15 protein-coding genes are annotated in these 18,664 nt (G+C 45.4%); 6 read left to right on the top strand and 9 right to left on the bottom strand.

All coding sequences use genetic code 11. The features are described 5' to 3' along the window. Positions 1 to 35: 35 nt before the first annotated feature. Positions 36 to 2,543 (bottom strand): glycogen/starch/alpha-glucan phosphorylase, encoded by a 2,508-nt coding sequence (locus B3S93_RS00905; protein WP_292401228.1) that lies wholly within the window; start codon positions 2,541 to 2,543, stop codon positions 36 to 38. A gap of 208 nt (positions 2,544 to 2,751) precedes the next feature. Continuing rightward, the gene (gene yihA / locus B3S93_RS00900) at positions 2,752 to 3,366 is read right to left on the bottom strand and encodes a ribosome biogenesis GTP-binding protein YihA/YsxC (RefSeq protein ID WP_292356508.1); all 615 of its coding nucleotides are present in this window, start codon (positions 3,364 to 3,366) and stop codon (positions 2,752 to 2,754) included. 85 nt (positions 3,367 to 3,451) lie between these two features. Here yihA and B3S93_RS00895 point away from each other — a divergent pair, with 85 nt between their 5' ends. The 4 genes from B3S93_RS00895 (at position 3,452) to B3S93_RS00880 (ending at position 7,994) form a co-directional block, all read left to right on the top strand. Next, positions 3,452 to 4,060 carry a c-type cytochrome gene (locus B3S93_RS00895; RefSeq protein ID WP_292356505.1) on the top strand — a complete coding sequence of 203 codons (609 nt, stop codon included), beginning with the start codon at positions 3,452 to 3,454 and terminating at the stop codon, positions 4,058 to 4,060. Positions 4,061 to 4,133: 73 nt separating this feature from the next. Then, positions 4,134 to 6,152, top strand: coding sequence for a cytochrome c biogenesis protein ResB (locus B3S93_RS00890; RefSeq protein WP_292401225.1), 2,019 nt, complete (start codon positions 4,134 to 4,136; stop codon positions 6,150 to 6,152). 28 nt (positions 6,153 to 6,180) lie between these two features. Then, positions 6,181 to 7,329, top strand: coding sequence for a c-type cytochrome biogenesis protein CcsB (gene ccsB, locus B3S93_RS00885; RefSeq protein ID WP_292356503.1), 1,149 nt, complete (start codon positions 6,181 to 6,183; stop codon positions 7,327 to 7,329). A gap of 23 nt (positions 7,330 to 7,352) precedes the next feature. Continuing rightward, the gene (locus B3S93_RS00880) at positions 7,353 to 7,994 is read left to right on the top strand and encodes a thiol:disulfide interchange protein DsbA/DsbL (protein ID WP_292401222.1); all 642 of its coding nucleotides are present in this window, start codon (positions 7,353 to 7,355) and stop codon (positions 7,992 to 7,994) included. Between the two features lie 53 nt (positions 7,995 to 8,047). Here B3S93_RS00880 and mltF read toward each other — a convergent pair whose 3' ends face one another. The 3 genes from mltF to waaA form a co-directional block, all read right to left on the bottom strand. Beyond that, complete coding sequence (gene mltF, locus B3S93_RS00875; protein ID WP_292401220.1) at positions 8,048 to 9,469, bottom strand: membrane-bound lytic murein transglycosylase MltF; 1,422 nt, start codon at positions 9,467 to 9,469, stop codon at positions 8,048 to 8,050. 78 nt (positions 9,470 to 9,547) lie between these two features. Next, positions 9,548 to 9,976 carry a tRNA adenosine(34) deaminase TadA gene (gene tadA, locus B3S93_RS00870; protein WP_292401216.1) on the bottom strand — a complete coding sequence of 143 codons (429 nt, stop codon included), beginning with the start codon at positions 9,974 to 9,976 and terminating at the stop codon, positions 9,548 to 9,550. A gap of 7 nt (positions 9,977 to 9,983) precedes the next feature. Next, positions 9,984 to 11,258, bottom strand: coding sequence for a lipid IV(A) 3-deoxy-D-manno-octulosonic acid transferase (waaA, locus tag B3S93_RS00865; protein ID WP_292401214.1), 1,275 nt, complete (start codon positions 11,256 to 11,258; stop codon positions 9,984 to 9,986). Positions 11,259 to 11,408: 150 nt separating this feature from the next. Between waaA and lpxL the strand changes: the two genes are divergently transcribed. Then, positions 11,409 to 12,257: an LpxL/LpxP family Kdo(2)-lipid IV(A) lauroyl/palmitoleoyl acyltransferase gene (lpxL, locus tag B3S93_RS00860; RefSeq protein ID WP_292401211.1), complete on the top strand. Its 849-nt coding sequence runs from the start codon at positions 11,409 to 11,411 to the stop codon at positions 12,255 to 12,257. 61 nt (positions 12,258 to 12,318) lie between these two features. Here lpxL and B3S93_RS00855 read toward each other — a convergent pair whose 3' ends face one another. From B3S93_RS00855 to B3S93_RS00840, 4 genes are all read right to left on the bottom strand, one after another. Further along, complete coding sequence (locus tag B3S93_RS00855; protein ID WP_292401208.1) at positions 12,319 to 12,807, bottom strand: acyloxyacyl hydrolase; 489 nt, start codon at positions 12,805 to 12,807, stop codon at positions 12,319 to 12,321. A gap of 122 nt (positions 12,808 to 12,929) precedes the next feature. Continuing rightward, positions 12,930 to 13,319: a 30S ribosomal protein S9 gene (rpsI, locus tag B3S93_RS00850; RefSeq protein WP_292356490.1), complete on the bottom strand. Its 390-nt coding sequence runs from the start codon at positions 13,317 to 13,319 to the stop codon at positions 12,930 to 12,932. Between the two features lie 12 nt (positions 13,320 to 13,331). After that, the gene (gene rplM, locus B3S93_RS00845) at positions 13,332 to 13,760 is read right to left on the bottom strand and encodes a 50S ribosomal protein L13 (protein WP_014705973.1); all 429 of its coding nucleotides are present in this window, start codon (positions 13,758 to 13,760) and stop codon (positions 13,332 to 13,334) included. An 86-nt stretch (positions 13,761 to 13,846) separates the two neighbouring features. Further along, the gene (locus B3S93_RS00840) at positions 13,847 to 14,644 is read right to left on the bottom strand and encodes an undecaprenyl-diphosphate phosphatase (protein WP_292356484.1); all 798 of its coding nucleotides are present in this window, start codon (positions 14,642 to 14,644) and stop codon (positions 13,847 to 13,849) included. A gap of 123 nt (positions 14,645 to 14,767) precedes the next feature. On the opposite strand from B3S93_RS00840, the gene B3S93_RS00835 reads away from it, so the two are divergent. Further along, a complete protein-coding gene (locus B3S93_RS00835; protein WP_292356482.1) occupies positions 14,768 to 18,625 on the top strand; it encodes a DUF3683 domain-containing protein in 3,858 nt (1,285 codons plus the stop codon). The last annotated feature ends 39 nt before the right edge of the window (positions 18,626 to 18,664 follow it).

Genomic DNA, 18,664 nt, shown 5'->3' with positions numbered 1-18,664 from the left:
TATGGTTAATGACAGTGGGGTTTTTCTATCCGGTATCAGCTATCTGGATGTGGCGCAATTTTTTCCAGCTTCCAGATACCCTGATTGTATTCTTCCATGGTTCTGTCAGTTGAAAATTTACCGCTGTTAGCTGCATTGATAATACTCATAGCTGTCCAGCGCTCTTTATCCAGATAAGCCTGTCCGGCCTGTTTCTGAGCATCTATATAACTGCGGAAATCGGCTACGGTCATCCAGGGGTCATTTGAACTGGTAAAGGCATTAATAATGTTATCGAAGCAGCCCGGCTCAAACTGATTGAAATGGCCGCCGGTTAATAAGTCCACCACGCGTTTCAAATCAGCATCATTCTCAATAATAGACTGTGGATTATAATGCCCTCGATTTTCTGCAACTTCTTCTTCAGATAAACCAAACAGGAAAAAGTTATCATCACCAACTTCTTCGCGAATTTCGATATTTGCCCCATCCAGCGTACCAATGGTAATAGCACCATTCATCATAAATTTCATATTGCCGGTACCGGAAGCCTCTTTACCGGCTGTAGAAATCTGTTCCGATAAATCTGCTGCGGGGCATATGACTTCCATTACAGAAACCTGATAGTTGGGGAAAAAAACAACTTTCAGCCAATCGCCCACATCTGGATCGTTGTTTACAACATCAGCAACATTATTAATCAGCTTGATGATTTGTTTTGCCATGACATAACCCGGGGCTGCCTTACCACCAAACAAAACACAGCGTTTGGGTAATCCCTCGGTTTTACCGCGTTTAATCTGATCGTAAAGATGAATGACATGCAAAACATTTAATAGTTGGCGTTTATATTCATGAATGCGTTTCACCTGAATATCAAACATGGCTTCCGGGTTAAACACCACGCCACATTGTTTTTCGACTAATGCCGCTAAACGTTTTTTATTCTCATATTTAGCTTCGTGCCAGGCTTTCTGAAAATCTTTGTCATGGGCCAGTGGAGCGAGGTTTTCCAGCTCATTAAGGCGGGTAATCCATTTATCCCCAATGGTTTCGCTAATCAGTTGACTTAACACCGGATTACACCAGGCCATCCAGCGGCGTTGGGTCACACCGTTAGTTTTGTTGTTAAATTTTTCCGGCCATAACTGATAGAAGTCAGCAAACAAGCCTTTTTTCAGTAATTCAGAATGTAAGGCTGCAACACCATTGACGGAAAAACTACCGATAATGGCCAAATGAGCCATTCGGACCTGTTGCTGGGCACCTTCTTCAATAATAGACATACGTGCCAGCCGCTCTTTATCGCCAGGCCAATGATTAGCCACTTCCCTGAGGAATCGGGCATTGATTTCGTAAATTATTTCCAGAATGCGAGGCAGTAGACGACCAAACAGGTTTGCCGGCCATCGTTCCAGTGCTTCGGGTAACAAAGTATGGTTGGTGTAGGCCATAGTTTTGGTGGTGATTTGCCAGGCTTTATCCCAGCCTAATTGATGTTCATCCATAAGCAGGCGCATCAGTTCTGCAACGGCAACAGTAGGATGAGTATCGTTAAGTTGAAAGACGTTTTTATCGGCAAAATTTTCAAAGTTGCCATCATGAGTCGTCACCCAGTAATCCAGAATATCCTGCAGACTGGCTGAGGCCAGGAAATACTGTTGGCGTAAACGTAACTCTTTACCATTTTCACTGGCATCGTTTGGGTACAAAACCATGCTGATATTTTCAGCTTCATTTTTCGCTGCAACCGCTTCTGTATACGAACCGGCATTAAAATCTTCTAGGTTAAACTCATCGGTAGCCGCTGCTTTCCACAACCGCAAACGATTGACGGTGCCATTCTGATAGCCGGGAATAGGTAAGTCATAGGGAACAGCCAGTACATCATTGGTATCAACCCACTGAATTTCCATTTGACCACTACTGTTACGATGTAACTCGGTATGTCCACCAAATTTGACACGTTGAGTGTATTCAGGCCGTTCCAATTCCCATGGATTACCATCACGCAACCAGTGATCCGGCATTTCCTGTTGGCGGCCATTTTCAATTTTTTGTTGGAACATGCCGTATTCATAACGCAAGCCATATCCCGTAACCGGTAGTTGCAGGGTGGCACAGCTATCAATAAAACATGCAGCCAGACGACCTAGCCCCCCATTACCCAAACCGGCATCATGTTCAAATTCGGCAAGTTCTTCATATTCGAGTCCCAGATTGACCAGCGCTTTTTTCAACGGTTCTTCAATGCCAAGGTTTAAAGCGGCATTGCCGGTGGCGCGGCCCATTAAAAATTCCATGGACAGGTAATAAGCCTGTTTGCAGCGCGAATCGGCATAGGTGTGTTTGGTATTTTTCATTCTTTCAAACAGCCGGTCACGCAGTGTATGGGCCATAGCTGCATACAGGTAATGACCTGAAGCACAGCCCTTGTCCTGACCAAGGTAAATACCGAAATAGCGTTTGAAATCCTCAGTTAATGCAAGCGTATTCATCCCCAGTTTTGATGTCTGATAAAGTTCAGGCAGCGGGGTGGTAATCGGAGTATATCTTGGCGTCATAGCGGAATCCTTGAATGGGCATCGTTATGGAAAAAATCGGGGATAGGGAACCAGCTCTGGCAACATTGCCATTAAGCGGCAGGTTCAGCATTGAACTGGAAATGTTATGTTAGCACTGCATGTCCCAATGCCGTAAACGTTAGCAGAGAGTGATGACATCTGCCATCACCTGAAGCATAAATTTTCAGCGAACAGAAAGAAAAATATTCTATTGCTGTTCGGCGGTCGATAATTCAAACCAATTATCAAGTACCTGAATCGCTTCATCACGTCCCTGATGATTTAAAGAAGAGAATAATTGTACCGATGCTTCCAACCCAGCATCTTTTAATTCTTTACGAACCTGTTGCAGGGCATTACCCCCAGCACCGCGTCCCAATTTATCCGACTTGGTGAGTAAAATATGAATCGGCAGTTCAGCCTGTTTTGCCCAGTCCAGCATTTGTAGGTCAAAGTTTTTTAATGGATGTCGAATATCCATCATCAGCATTAATCCGCGCAACGATTGGCGCGTTTCCAGATATTTGCTCAGGGTGGCTTGCCATTTAAGCTTCATCTTTTCCGGGACTTTGGCATAACCATAACCGGGAAGATCTACCATGGCTCTTTCATCGTCCAGATGAAAAAAATTGATCATTTGTGTTCTTCCTGGTGTCTTACTTATTCGCGCCAGAGCTTTGATTCCTGTGATGGTGTTGATTGCGCTGGATTTTCCGGCATTTGAGCGGCCCGCAAAAGCTACTTCGAAACCTGAGTCAGGTGGCAGTTGAGACAATTGTGTGGCGCTGACAGTATAATGTGCGCTTCGGTATAACTCTGACATGTCAGTCTTTCCAGGTGCAAAAAAGTGCCAATAAGAGTAGCATACCGAAAGTTTTGTATCCGAAAGTTAGTAGCCAGGAACGACAATGAAAAAATTTATTTTTGCAGTGGTGTTTGGGGTGGGTGTATCGAGTTCACCACTTGTTTTTGCCACAGGAGACATTTCCGCTGGCAAAACAAAATCAGCTGTGTGCGCTGCCTGTCATGGTGCTGATGGTAACAGTCCTTCTGATATGTACCCAAAACTGGCTGGACAACATGCCAGTTACCTCTACAAACAGCTAGTCGAATTCAAAAGTGGTAAACGTAAAAACGCCATAATGGCGCCGATGGTGGCCAACCTGTCGGAACAGGATATGGCTGATTTGGCGGCTTATTTTGCCAGCAAAGAAACTGCGCCGGGCGCCGTGAGCGAAGACTTGCTGGAACTGGGAAAACAGATTTATCGTGGCGGCAATAGCGAATCCGGGGTGCCTGCCTGCATGGCATGCCATGGTCCCAATGGCAGTGGTATGCCCGCGGCGAAATGGCCGAAACTATCTGCTCAATATCGTGCCTATACAGAATCGCAATTACACGCTTTTGCAAATGGTGAACGTCATAACGATCCTAATGGAATGATGCGTGATATTGCTTCCAAGTTGACTGAGGAAGAAATTAAAGCGGTTTCCGCTTATGTATCCGGTCTGCATTAATTGCTGATAAGCTCCGGTGACAATGATTCTGATTGCACCGGAGTAACTCATCGGCTCATGTTTGAGCAATTTCATGTCTGAAGTTACCCCGAAAGATCACTCCCACAACAGCTACTCTCGCCGATTATTTTTATTTCTTGGCTCTATGGAGTTGGCAATTACGTTATTGCTGACACTTGCCATTGCCTCTGTTATCGGCACTGTTCTACAGCAAAACCAGCCCTATGCTGATTATGTCATTAAATTTGGTCCTTTCTGGTTTGAAGTATTTGAACAGCTTGGGCTTTATGATGTTTACAGTTCTATCTGGTTTATCGCCATACTTGCATTGCTTGTCATTTCCACATCGGTTTGTGTAATTCGTCATTTTCCGGCGATGGCTAAAGAAATGTGGCAGTTACGCACTAATGTGCAGAAAAAATCCTTAAAAGCTATGCATCACAGTGCTCAGTGGCAATCAAATGCAACCATGCCTTCAGTAGCAAATGATTTGCAGCACGAGTTCAAAAAACTGGGGTTCCGCAGTAGACAAACGGTTAAACAAGATGATGCTGTATTAATTTCTGCAATGCGTGGCGGTATGAACCGTCTCGGCTACCTGTTTACCCATATTGCCATTGTGGTGATCTGTGTTGGTGGTCTGTTTGATAGCAACATGCCATTAAAATTTGCCGAATGGCGCGGTGAAATCAAAATTGAGACCCGCGATCTTTCGATCCGTGAAATACCTGCAGAAAGTCGTCTTGCAGTTGGTAGTCAGGGTTTTAGGGGGAGTGTAAGTATCCCGGAAGGCAAGGCGGCAGAAGTAGTTTTTTTACCGGTTCGTGACGGTTATTTGTTGCAAGCCCTGCCTTTTCGTATTGAAGTAAAAGATTTCCGAATCGAACATTATCCCAATGGTCAGCCAAAATCTTTTGAATCGGATTTAGTGATTCACGACGATCAACTGGCGGAACCCTTTGAATCTACTATTGCGGTAAACCACCCATTAATTTATCGAGGCCACTCGATCTATCAATCCAGTTTCAGTGACGGTGGTTCTTCGCTTAGTATCGATGCATGGCCTCTTGATAGCCGTGCCGGGACTGAGCCTGTTTCTATCCAAACCAAAGTATTTGAAAATCGTCAAATGCTGTGGGGAGAAGAAACCATGCAGCTGGAAATGACCAGTTTCCGGCCGTTTAATATCAACCCTGATCCGACAGAAGAAGATGAGCGAAATTTACGTGATTTTGGTCCGAATTTTACGTTTAAGTTACGTACAGAGACTGGTGAAGCCAGAGAATACGAAAACTATATGTTTCCGGTTGAGCGTGATGGTCGCGAATACTTTTTAAGTGGTGTTCGTAACAGTCCTGCAGAATCCTTTGCCTACCTCTATTTACCTGTAGATGAAGATGGCAGCTTGCAGCAGTTCTTGAATTATTCAGCGTTATTACGTGATGAAGAGCTGGTATCAGATATTGCCAATTCGATGATGAAAGAAGCGTTGGCAATGTTGCCAGAACGTGATGAAGCTCTTGAAGCCAGTTTGCAGCAAACCCTCGAAACATTGATCACCATGTTTGTCAGGGGTGGTTTTGATGAGGTCAGGGATTTCATTGATAACAATCTTCCTGACGCCGAGCGTGACAATCTGGCGCCTGCTTATCTGGGCATGTTACGGGAGATGCTGGCGCGGATTTATTTCAGCATGGATGGCATTACTCCGCAAACTGTGACCAACGACCAGTTACTGTTTTTACAGGATAGTGTGGATACAATTGGCACCTTATCGCGTTACGGTTCGCCGGTCTTTTTGCAGCTGACTGATTTTGAACATGTTCAATCGACCGGCCTGCAAATTGCCAAAGCCCCAGGAAAGAATGTGGTGTATTTCGGTTGTGCGCTATTGATAATCGGTGTGTTTTTACTGTTCTATCTTCCACAGAGACGCTTATGGGCATGGGTGGAAGAGGGTGCTGAACACACGGAAATTATATTGGCAGGTTCGACAAATCGAAATGCCCGCGAGTTTGATACATTTTTCAATGAGCAACAAACTGTTTTAGCAACTAAAACCGGGAACTCCAACCTGGAGCCAGGTTCTTAATGAAAGCGTTAAAGAGTATGAGAAACCTATGACAACGAATACTGAAATCATGACAAAACCTGCTGCCCATACCTGGTGGTGGTATGCACTTTTATTACTGGCAACCATTGGTATTTTGTCTGTTTATCATGAAGTGCTGGACGTATATGAGGTCTCAATCCTGATGTTTACGGCTATTAGCATGGGCTTTGTCGGCAATCATTGGCCCGGCTTCCGCGGTCACGCTATCGCTGTTGCTATGCTCAGTCTAATTGCCTTGCAGTTATACGGTACCAATCTGGAGGCTGCTGAAACTAACGGATTGCTCAAATACATGCTGGCCAGCCAGTCAGCCATTATGTGGATGAGTGTATTTTTTATCGCCGCCACATTTACCTATTTTGGTGGGTTGATTTTCAGATCTGACTATACCGAAAAAGTTGGTAGCGTATTTACCTGGATTGCGACGACCTTTGGTATGACAGGGCTGATGGTTCGCTGGCGTGAAACGCATATGATGGGTGCTGATATTGGCTACATTCCTGTCAGCAATCTTTACGAAGTCTTTATTCTGTTTGCTGTCGTAACGGCTTTACTGTATCTGTTCTACGAACGTCGGTATCAAGTGCGTAGTCTGGGTGGATTCGTCTTGCTGGTTATCTCTGCTGCTGTGATATTTCAGCTTTGGTATGCATTTGAACGTAATGCCCACGAAATTCAGCCATTAGTCCCGGCATTACAAAGTTACTGGATGAAAATTCATGTACCAGCCAATTTTATAGGATACGGTGCGTTTGCTATGGCTGCCATGATTGGCATCGCTTATTTATTGGTCAGCTGGCGTAGTGAAAAAAATCCGGACAGTGGGTTGGTCAAAGCCATGCCGCCACTGACAATGATGGATGATCTGATGTATAAAAGCATTGCCCTGGGCTTTGCCTTTTTTACGGTGGCGACGATTCTAGGGGCTTTGTGGGCTGCTGAAGCGTGGGGCGGTTACTGGTCTTGGGATCCGAAAGAGACTTGGGCTTTGATTGTCTGGCTAAACTACGCAGCCTGGTTGCATATGCGCATGACAAAAGGATGGAATGGTAAACCAATGGCCTGGTGGGCAATTGTTGGATTGTTCGTGACCTTATTTGCCTTTCTGGGTGTCAATATGTTTCTGTCCGGCCTTCATTCTTATGGCAGTTTGTAATTAAAAAATTTAAGGATATTGAAATGACGAGATCAATTCGTGCTTTGTTACTCACCACAGCGGCATTATTAATGCCTTTGTCTGTGTCAGCTGATTCAACAAGCTACAAAGAGGGTGAACACTACAAGCCTACCACTGAGCGTATGGCGAAAAATACCTCAAATGAACACATTGAAGTCATTGAGTTGTTCTCGTACTCCTGTCCACATTGTTTTAATTTGGACTCACAAATCATGCAATGGAAAGAAACCTTGCCTGAAAATGTGAAATTTACCCAGGTACCGGCTATTTTCCGTGACAGTTGGTTGCAGTTAGCAAGGGTGTTTTATGCTGCACAAATAACGGGTGATTCTGAAAAGTTGCATAAAGCATTATTTAATGCGATTCATATTGATAAGCGTCGTCTCGATACTGAAGATCGTTTGCTCGATTTTGTTGAAGAGCAGGGGATTGATCGTGAGAAATTCGTTGAAACGATGAATTCGTTTACTGTCAAAACCAACGTAAAAAAAGCACTGATCATCAGCCAAACATCTGGCGTTCAGGGTGTTCCAGTTATTATCGTTGATGGACGTTATTTTACTGACGCACCGCTGGCAGGAGGGATGACTGAAATGCTTAATGTGGTTGAGTATTTGATTGAAAAAGTTGAAGCAGAAAAATAAAGCGAGTTTTGTTAGAGCAGGTAAGGCCGGTTAGCGAAAGCAACCGGCCTTTTTTATAATGCTGCTGGAAGTGTTTCATTAATTTCAGCGGGTGGGGTGGAAGCATTTTGATTGACTTCATCATGGTGCAACATAATATCGTAATAACGTCGGATATTACCGACGTAACGCACCGGCTCGGCGCCACGTGCATATCCATGACGTGTTTGGCTGAACCACTTCTGTTTGGCAAGTAAAGGCAGGTTTTCGCGAACATCAGCCCAGCGGTCAGGATTGCCGCCATTTTTTTCCGTCAAGACTCTTGCGTCTTCCAAATGCCCCATACCAATATTATAAGCAGCTAACGCTAACCAGGTACGATCCGGCTCAGCGATCCGCTCCGGTAAACGGGTTTTCATAATAGTCAGATAGGCTGTGCCGGCAAAGATACTCTGCTCAGGATCTTCCCGCTCGCTGACGCCCATTTCATTTGCAGTGGCTTGAGTCAGCATCATCAAGCCACGTACGCCAGTACTGGAAACGGCATCTGGATTCCAGTGTGATTCCTGATAGGCAACTGCTGCGAGAAAGCGCCAATCATAACCATAGGCTAATGCAGCAGCTTTGAAAGTGGATTCATATTGAGGGAGATGCGTCTGAATACGACGGTGAATGGCACGCGAATCAACATAATCGAAACGACGAATATGACCGAAATACTTTTCAATTAATTGATCCAGATAGCCTGAACTTTCTATTTCTTCAAAAAAAGCATTTACCGCAAGTTGTAAACTCATATCATCATTGCGACGCATACCCCAGGCTAATGGCTGGGGATCCGATATATCAAAAGCCACTCTTAGTTCGGGATAAAGACTATGGCTGGCAGCCATCTCATTAGAGTCAACGATGGTGTAATCAATAAGTTCGAGCTGGACCAGCTCAAGTAACCCGCTGGTGTCTATCGTCTGGTTTTCGGTCCAAGACAACAATGGTATTTCCTGTTGAAGATTAGCAAGCTGTTCAGCATGGCTGCTATTAGCAACAATTTCTAACTGACCGGTGCTGATTTCGGTGATATCTCGCGGTTTCTGGCTGCCATGACGGTAAATAAGCTGTTGAGTGACTTCATGATAAATTGGGCCAAACCGTAATCTGTTTTGCCGGGCCCGGGTTATTGTTAAGCCCGCAGCAGCAATATCTGCCTGACCGTTTTCAATCATATCGAGGGTTTTGCTGAGGTTATCGGGAACGGTCACTTTGAGATCAACACCGAGAAAATCGGCAAACCGTTGCGCCAGTTCAAACTCAAATCCCGCCATTTCACCACCATTATTATAATAACTGGTCAAACCATAGCGACTCACCACACGAAGTTCACCACGCTCCAGGATTTGCTCCAGTTGATTACTGGAGGAGTTGCAAGCGTTTAATACGCAGAGCATGCAAAGGAGAAAAATTAGCTTTTTCAAAACTTCACTCTGACAGTAGGGCATGAAATTATCCTACATAAGGAAGGCTTTGCACATCAAATTTCCCAAAACTTACAATTAATGAACAGGAAAATGTGATGTCTATCGCTTCCCGCGAAAGAAATCCTTCAGCAGCTTACTGCTTTCTTCAGCTAACACACCATGTTCATATTGAACACGATGGTTTAACTGACTGGTATTAAAAATATCCATACAACTGCCCGCTGCACCGGTTTTCGGTTCAGTAGCAGCGAAAACTACTCGCTCAATTCTGGCATGAACAATCGCGCCAGCACACATGATGCAGGGCTCCAGCGTGATATACATTGTGGAACCGGGGAGTCTATAGTTCTGTTGGTTGGCACAGGCTGCACGTAAAGCAACAATCTCGGCATGCGCCGTAGGATCCAGTTGACTGATAGGTTGATTCCACCCAGTACCAATGAGTTCATCCTGATGGACGATAATCGCACCAACCGGTACCTCGCCATGTTGTTCTGCCTGATGCGCCAGTAATAATGCCTGACGCATCCAATACTCATCGTTGAACATGACTGATATGAACATCAATTAGGTTGAGTAAGCGCTGGCTGGCACCTTTACTTTGTTCAATCAGGTGTTTACCCGCATCTCCCATTTCAGCGCGACGTTGAGGATCTTTTAATAACGCAATGACTGAATCCGCTAATTGTTCAGTGTTTTTTACCTCAATAGCCGCATGATGTTCGAGAAACTGTCTGGTTATTTCAAGAAAGTTAAAATAATGAGGGCCGGTGATAACGGGGCGGGAAAGCGCAGCCGGTTCTAATATATTGTGACCGCCATGATTCACCAGGCTACCTCCAACAAAAGCAACATCTGCTGTACCATAAAAAACCGATAATTCGCCCATGCTATCAACCACCAGCGCTTGAACCTGGCTACTACAAGGCTTGCCATCACTTCTTCGCAGTGTATTTAAACCAGAACGACGGCACAGTGCTGTCACCCGATCAAAGCGTTCAGGATGACGTGGAACAATGATTAATAATAAATCACGAAACTGGCCACGGATTTTGCGGGCCGCATCCAGTATTAGCTCTTCTTCGCCCTCATGGGTGCTGGCGGCAATAAATACGGATCGATTTCCCCATAATGCTCGTATTGACTCTGCACGCTCGATAACACTGGCCGGTAAACTGATTTCATATTTCAGGTTTCCCACGGCGTGGACTTTGTCTTTATGTGCACCCAGTTGAACAAAACGATCGCGGTCACTATGGGATTGTGCGGCAATGAGCGGAATGCTTTGTAACATCTGCCGTGTTAACTTGGCGACTTTCAAATATCCCCGGGCACTGCGGGCGGATAGTCTTGCGTTGGCGACTGTGAGGGGAATTGAACGTTCAGCACAAATCAGAATCAGATTAGGCCAGAGTTCAGTTTCCATAATAATGCCGAACTGAGGCTGCATTGCGTCAAGAAAACGTCTGATAGCGAACGGTAAATCATATGGCAGATATACGTGCAGTACATTTTCTGCAAACAGGCTTTTTACCCTGGCACTACCGGTGGGGGTCATTGTAGTGATAAGAACCTGATGTTCAGGGTAACGGTCCTGTAACCCTTTAATAAGGGGGCGACAAGCCTCGACTTCCCCTACAGATACCGCATGCACCCAGATAAGATTTTGCTCGGATGCGCGGGAAGGTATATGTCCAAACCGTTCATTCCAGCGTTTAAAATAAGCTGGTGCCTTAAATCCACGCCAGATCAATCTGATCAATATGAAAGGCAGAGCAAGATAGAATAGGGTTGAATACAAAACTTTCAAATTGGACTCACTGCAGGCAGTTTTTTAAGCTTAAATTGAGTTGGGATGATAGCATAGACACTGTTTTGTATTGTTATCGAACAGATGAAAATTCTCAGTAAAAAATTCCTTCACCCGCGCTTTTGGCCAAATTGGCTTGGCCTGCTTCTTATGCGTATCTCAATTTACTTGCCAAAATCCTGGCAATTGTTCGCGGGTCATAGTCTGGGCCGCTTAATGCGATTGTTTATGAAGGATCGCGAGCGTGTTGCCAGGCGAAATCTTGAATTATGCTTCCCGGAAATGAGTCAGCAAAAACGTAAAGAATTGCTCAGTGAAAATATGTTGACGATGGGCATGATGCCGATCGAGACCGCCATCAGTTGGTGGGCCAGTGACAAAAGCCTGGAAAAACGGGTGGAATATCATGGTCTCGAACATATTCACAATGCTCTGGCTAAAGGGAAGGGTGTGCTGTTACTGACCGGCCACTTTACCAGCATGGAATTGGGCGGACGGCTGATCATGTTGAAACAGCCGTGCTATGTGATGTTTCGTGAACTTAAAAGTCCGTTATTTAATGCAGTGATGCTACATCAGCGACAACGTCACAGTGAAGGGACAATCTTACAAGCAGATATGCGCGGTATGTTGAGAGCATTAAAAAAGAATAAGGTTGTATGGTATGCGCCTGATCAGGATTTTGGTCGAAGAACCAGTGTTTTTGCCAAATTTTTTGGTATAAAAGCCGCCACTATTCCAGCAACAGCTAGACTCGCCAAAATGAGTGGTGCAGCCGTTGTGCCTTATGTACCAAGACGCTTACCCAATGGAAATTATTCGATTGATATTGGACCCGCCTGGGAAAACTATCCAATAGGCGATGAACTGGCTGATGCGCAACGAGTAAATGACTGGGTAGAGGCCGAAATAAAAAAATCGCCGACGCAATATCTGTGGGTGCATCGACGATTTAAAACTCAGCCAGAAGGCAAGGGCTTATTTTACAAAAAAGCCTAGGGTCCGTTCAGGTTTCATAGCCCCAGCACTTCGGTTTGTGGCTATGAAAGCTCAAGGGACCCTAGCGATTAAACGGAGAAAAACTGTAGCTCAGCATTAATGATTCGGAGCCGGGATTGTTTTTTGCCAAGTCCGCATTCGACATATGATAGAGCGTTAACGCCAGCCGTGAAGATGAGCTAATACGATAACCGAGCTCTATTCCCGTACGAAATAAAAAACCGCTTCCCAAATCCTGACCATCGCCATCTTCATAGCCGACCACGGCAAGTTGTGGGGTTAAGACCCATTTTTCTCCAAGATTAATGTCATATCGACCGCCTGCATGGGCCCAATAGCCTCCATCGGAGTTGCCGCTGAGACCAATTGCTGGAATGATATTAAAGAACGTTTCCTGTGTGGCAAACCGATACTCAACACCCAGTTCCAATGAGTTGTTGCTTTCGAAAACTTCAAAACTTCCTGCAGACATCGCGATTGCTGGAGATTCCGCCTGAACGCTCACACAGCCTAGTAATCCGATGATTCCGATAATGCTCTTTCTTATCATAAATTATTGTCCTTTTAGATCATCAAAATCAGTTTATTAGATAACATGATTCATCCAGTTTGAGAAGTTAAATGCAAAAAAAAACCACCCGAAGGTGGTTTTTTTGTCCAATAAACGTTGAATTAACGTTTAGAGAACTGTGGTTTCTTACGAGCTTTATGCAAACCGATTTTCTTACGTTCAACGGCACGCGCATCACGAGTGATGAAGCCGGCACTACGTAAATCAGTTTTCAGTTCGCTGTTATATTCGACTAATGCGCGGCTGATACCGTGACGAATCGCACCAGCTTGACCGTTGTTACCACCACCACGAACGGTGATATTAAGGTCAACTTTGTCGGTCATTTCAACCAGTTCAAGTGGTTGGCGTACCACCATGCGAGATGTTTCGCGACCGAAGTAATCTTCAAGGGTGCGGGTGTTGATGGTAATGTTGCCGCTGCCTGGCTTCATGAATACACGAGCGGTTGAGCTTTTGCGGCGGCCTGTTGCGTAGTAAGAATCTGCCATGACGTTATCCGATTAAATTTCCAGCATTTTAGGTTGTTGAGCTGCGTGTGGATGTTCAGTACCAGCATACACTTTCAGTTTGCTGAACATAGCACGGCCCAGAGGATTTTTAGGCAACATGCCTTTCACTGCCGTCTGGATGACACGCTCAGGTGCTTTATCCAGTTGTTTTTCCAGCGAGATAGATTTGATACCACCAATGTGACCAGTGTGGTGATAATAGATTTTATCTTTCATCTTGTTGCCGGAAACACGCAGTTTTTCAGCGTTTACAACAACAATGTAATCGCCTGTATCAACGTGAGGTGTATAAATAGCTTTGTGTTTGCCGCGCAGACGGCGAGCGATTTCTGTTGCCATACGGCCCAGAGTTTTGCCATCGGCATCAATTACGAACCAGTCGCGACGAACTTCTGCTGGTTTTGCACTTAAGGTTTTCATTCCGCGGGGTGCTCCTGAAAATATACGCATGCGGTCAAATAAAGAGGGAGAATGTTACGGATTCAAGCAAAGTCTGTCAACTGCAATTAACTAAATATAAATAGCAAAAAGCCACCCAGTACTAAGCGGTAAATGACAAAAGGCCACATGCCTATCCGTTCGAGTAGTTTAAGAAACAAAAAGATACAGATGTAAGCACTGATGGCCGAGAAAACCGCGCCAGCAGTTAGGGCAAACCAGTCCGTTGCTTGATCAGCTTTGATCAGTTTAACTGTTTCCAGGCCCCCTGCCAAAAAAATAACCGGAATAGATAATAAAAATGAGAAGCGGGCAGCAGCTTCACGCGTTAATCCCAGCATCAATGCTGCGGTCATGGTGATGCCTGAGCGGGATGTGCCCGGTATTAGCGCCAAGGCCTGGGAGAAACCAATAATAAAAATGTCTTTCCAGTTCATTTGATCTTCTTGGCGGTTTCGCTTGCCTTTCCAGTCTGCCCAACCTAGTAACAGTCCGAATAAAATTGTTGTTGCGGCAATAACCAGCGGACTACGTAAGAATAACTCGATGAAATCATCCAAAAATAATCCGGCCAGTCCAACCGGAATGGTACCGATAATGACGGCCCAGGCTAATTTACTTTCACCTACAGTTTGTTTTTGTTGCAGAGAGCGAAACCAGTCAAAGACAAGTTGTCTGATGGTTGTTCGAAAATAAAAAATAACCGCTGTCAGTGTGCCCACATGTACTGCGACATCAAATGCAAGCCCCTGATCTTCCCAGCCGGCAATAATGGGTAACAGAATCAGATGAGCAGAGCTCGAAATGGGTAAAAACTCGGTTAGGCCTTGCAGTAGGGCAAGTGCAATAATTTGTATAATTTCCATATTTTTCTCATGACATAGCCATCGCTGGCAAAAGGCTCATTATTAATGGGTCTTATAATAGCTGGCTTCGTGTTAAAATTCTCGATTGAATATTACTTCTCAATCAGGATTAGCTGACCCATTATGTCAACTCGTATAAGAGAAATTCCATATAACTACACTTCTTTCTCAGATCGTGAAATTGTCATCCGCTATCTGGGCGAACCGATGTGGGAAATTCTGCAACAGTTACGTGAACAACGCAAAACTGGGCGCAGCGCAAAAATGCTGTTTGAAGTTTTGGGTGACATGTGGGTTATCACCCGCAATCCTTATATACAGGATGATTTGATTGAAAATCGCAAACGCTGGGACTCGCTGCGCCATGCTTTGCATCATCGTCTGGATCAAATCCGTGAACGTGCTACAGAAAATGATAATCAACTGGCACTTCAGCTTGAGCAAGCAGCTCGCAAGGCAGTAGAAAAGTTTGAGCGTGAACTGCTGGCAACGGCGGATCGTCGCAAAGTGGTTATGCGTCGTCTTAGCCGTGTGACCAAAAAACACAATATCTGTTTTGATGGATTATCGCGTGTGTCACATGTGACTGATGCCACTGACTGGCGTGTTGAATATCCGCTGGCCGTTATCAAACCGGACACCGAAGAAGAAATGGCCGCTATTATTGCTGCCAGTATTGAGTTGGGTTTAACTGTCATTCCTCGTGGTGGCGGTACCGGCTATACCGGTGGGGCGATTCCTTTGACTGCGGATAGTGTCGTTATCAATACCGAAAAACTGGAAGGCTTAGGGACTGTTGTTTATCGCAAGCTTCCTGGACGTGATGATGAAGTTGCTACTGTGCGTGCCGAAGCCGGTGTTGTGACCCGTCGATTGTCTGACCTTGCCGGTAAAAATGGTTTGGTCTTTGCTGTGGATCCGACGTCTCAGGATGCCTCGACTATCGGCGGTAATGTGGCGATGAATGCCGGTGGTAAAAAAGCCGTTATGTGGGGAACTGCACTGGATAATCTGGTTTCCTGGAGAATGGTGACGCCCGATGCGACCTGGATGGAAGTGGAACGCCTAAACCACAACATGGGTAAAATCCACGATATTGAGATGGCGACTTTCAGAATCAGTCGTTATAAACCAGATGGCAAAACATTGTTGGAAGCGCCTGAAGAGATTGCTATACCTGCACAGCAGTTACGCAAGTTGGGCTTGGGTAAAGATGTAACCAACAAGTTTTTGGGTGGCTTACCTGGCATTCAGAAAGAAGGTTGCGACGGCTTGATTACCTCGGCGGTGTTTGTCCTTCACCGTATGCCACAATTTATTCGAACTGTTTGTCTCGAATTCTTTGGTAACGATTTGACCAAAGCTGTACCGGCGATTGTGGAAACCAAAAACTTCCTTGATAACAACAAAAAAGTGCTGCTCGCAGGTATGGAGCATCTGGACGAACGCTACGTTAAAGCAGTTGATTACAGCACTAAAGCACCACGTTCAGAGTTACCGAAAATGGTACTGCTGATCGATATTGTCGGCGATGATGAAAATGCAGTAGCCGAAGCCAGTTCTGAGGTTGTGCGTCTATCGAATGCCCGTGAGGGAGAAGGCTTTGTTGCGGTAAGTCCTGAGGCACGGGCCCGTTTCTGGGCTGATCGTGCGCGTACTGCAGCCATTGCCAAACACACTAACGCGTTCAAAATTAATGAAGACGTGGTCATTCCGCTTGAGCGGCTGTCTGAATATAACGACGGTATTGAGCGAATTAACATCATTCATTCCACTAAAAATAAGCTGCGAATAGTGGATGCGGTGCTGCAGTTTTTGAGCAGTCAGCCTAAAGAGCTGAAACAAACCATTAAAAAACTCGATGACAGCGCTGAAAATGATGCCATTCTGCAATCGAAAGTTGATACTGCCTGCAGTCATTTACGTGTGGTACAGACCCGCTGGCAGGAAGTTCTGGATAACCTTGATTCTGTCGCATTGAATCACAAAGAGTTGTTATCCGATGAAGTGCTCAAGTTGCTGGCTGATACCGATACCTTATTTAATGTATTGCAACGCCGGGATTTACGTATCTCTTATCGTAAAGAGGTGGAAAAACCACTGAAAGAACTGTTTCAGGGCCAATCTCTGGAAGTGTTGCGTACCAAGCTGGATGATATTCATAAAGAATTACGTTCAAGCCGACTGTTTGTTGCGACTCATATGCATGCCGGGGATGGTAATGTGCATACCAATATTCCGGTGAACTCAAACGACTATCAGATGATGCATGAAGCAGAACTGATCGTTGATGGGGTGATGAAGCTGGCGGGTGACCTCGGTGGGGTTATCTCTGGTGAGCATGGAATTGGTTTGACCAAGATGCAATATCTGGATAAAGCGACCATTGATGCATTTGCCGGTTATAAACAGAAAGTGGATCCGTTGGGCCGTTTCAATGCCGGTAAATTGCTGGCGGGTTCAGGCCTGGAAAACGCCTACACACCGTCATTGAGACTATTGCAACAGGAAGCGTTAATTCTTGAAGCCAGTGATTTGGGTGAGATTAACAACGATATCAAGGACTGTTTGCGTTGCGGTAAATGTAAACCGGAATGTACCACCCATGTGCCGCGTGCCAATTTGTATTATTCACCACGCGACAAGATCCTGGGCACTGGTCTGATTATGGAAGCGTTTCTCTATGAGGAACAGACCCGCCGCGGTATTTCGGTACGACATTTTGAAGAAATGAATGATGTGGCCGATCACTGCACGGTATGTCATCGCTGTCTGAATCCATGTCCTGTCAATATCGACTTTGGTGACGTGTCAATGAAGCTGCGTGCCGTGTTGAAGAAACAAGGTAAACGCCATGTGAATCTGGGTACCTGGTCTTCGATGGCTTATCTGAATGCGACGGATCCTTTTACCGTTAAAATCATGCATAAAACCATGATTCAAATGGGGTTCAAAGCCCAGCGCCTGGCGCACTCGGCAGCTAAGTATCTGGGGCTTCTGGCCAACAAAAAGAAAAAGCCACCATTACCTACGACGGGTAAAACACCCTTACGTGAACAGGTGGTGCATTTTGTTAAAAAACCGATGCCGGGCAATCTGCCGACGCGAACCACGCGTGGCATGCTGGGTCTGGAAGATGACAAAATGGTACCGATTCTGCGGGATCCAAACAAAGTCAGCGAAGATTCCGATGCGGTATTTTATTTCCCGGGTTGTGGCTCAGAGCGTCTTTTCAGTCAGGTAGGGCTGGCAACTCTGGCGATGTTATATGAAGTAGGTACTGAAACGGTACTACCACCAGGCTATTTATGTTGTGGTTATCCTCAGGCTTCTACCGGTGATGATGACAAGGCCACGGCGATTTCAACCAGTAACCGGGTGTTGTTCCATCGCGTCGCCAATACGCTGAACTATATGGATATCAAGACTGTTATCGTGTCTTGCGGAACCTGTATGGATCAGTTGCTTAAATATGAATTTGAAGCGATTTTCCCGGGCTGCCGTTTATTGGATATTCATGAGTACCTGATGGAAAAAGGTGTGAAAATGCAGGGTGTCGACGGTATTCAGTATATGTATCACGATCCCTGCCATACACCGATGAAAACCTATAAACCAACGTCAGTGGCCGCCAGTCTGTTGGGTCAGGATGTCACCTTGAATGATCGTTGCTGTGGTGAGGCAGGTTCGTTTGCCGTTGCACGTCCTGATATTGCCACACAGGTTCGGTTCCGTAAGGAAGAAGAGATCACCAAGGGCATTCAAGAATTAACTGGCCAGGACAAAGCGGTTAAAGGCAATGTGAAAATGCTGACGTCCTGCCCAGCCTGTCAGCAGGGGCTGTCACGCTACAACGAAGATACCGGTATTGAAACCGATTACATTGTAGTGGAAGTGGCGAAACACGTGCTAGGTGAACAGTGGCATACACAGTTTATTGATAATGTGAAAGCCGGTGGTATTGAGCGGGTACTGCTCTAATAAATAGAATGATCCCGGACGCAGTATTCTGCGTTCGGG

The sequence above is a fragment of the Methylophaga sp. UBA3613 genome (genome assembly GCF_002375415.1).
Taxonomy (GTDB): domain Bacteria; phylum Pseudomonadota; class Gammaproteobacteria; order Nitrosococcales; family Methylophagaceae; genus Methylophaga.
The sequence above is the reverse complement of the archived record's forward strand: the minus strand, read 5'-3'. Positions and strand labels throughout refer to the sequence as shown.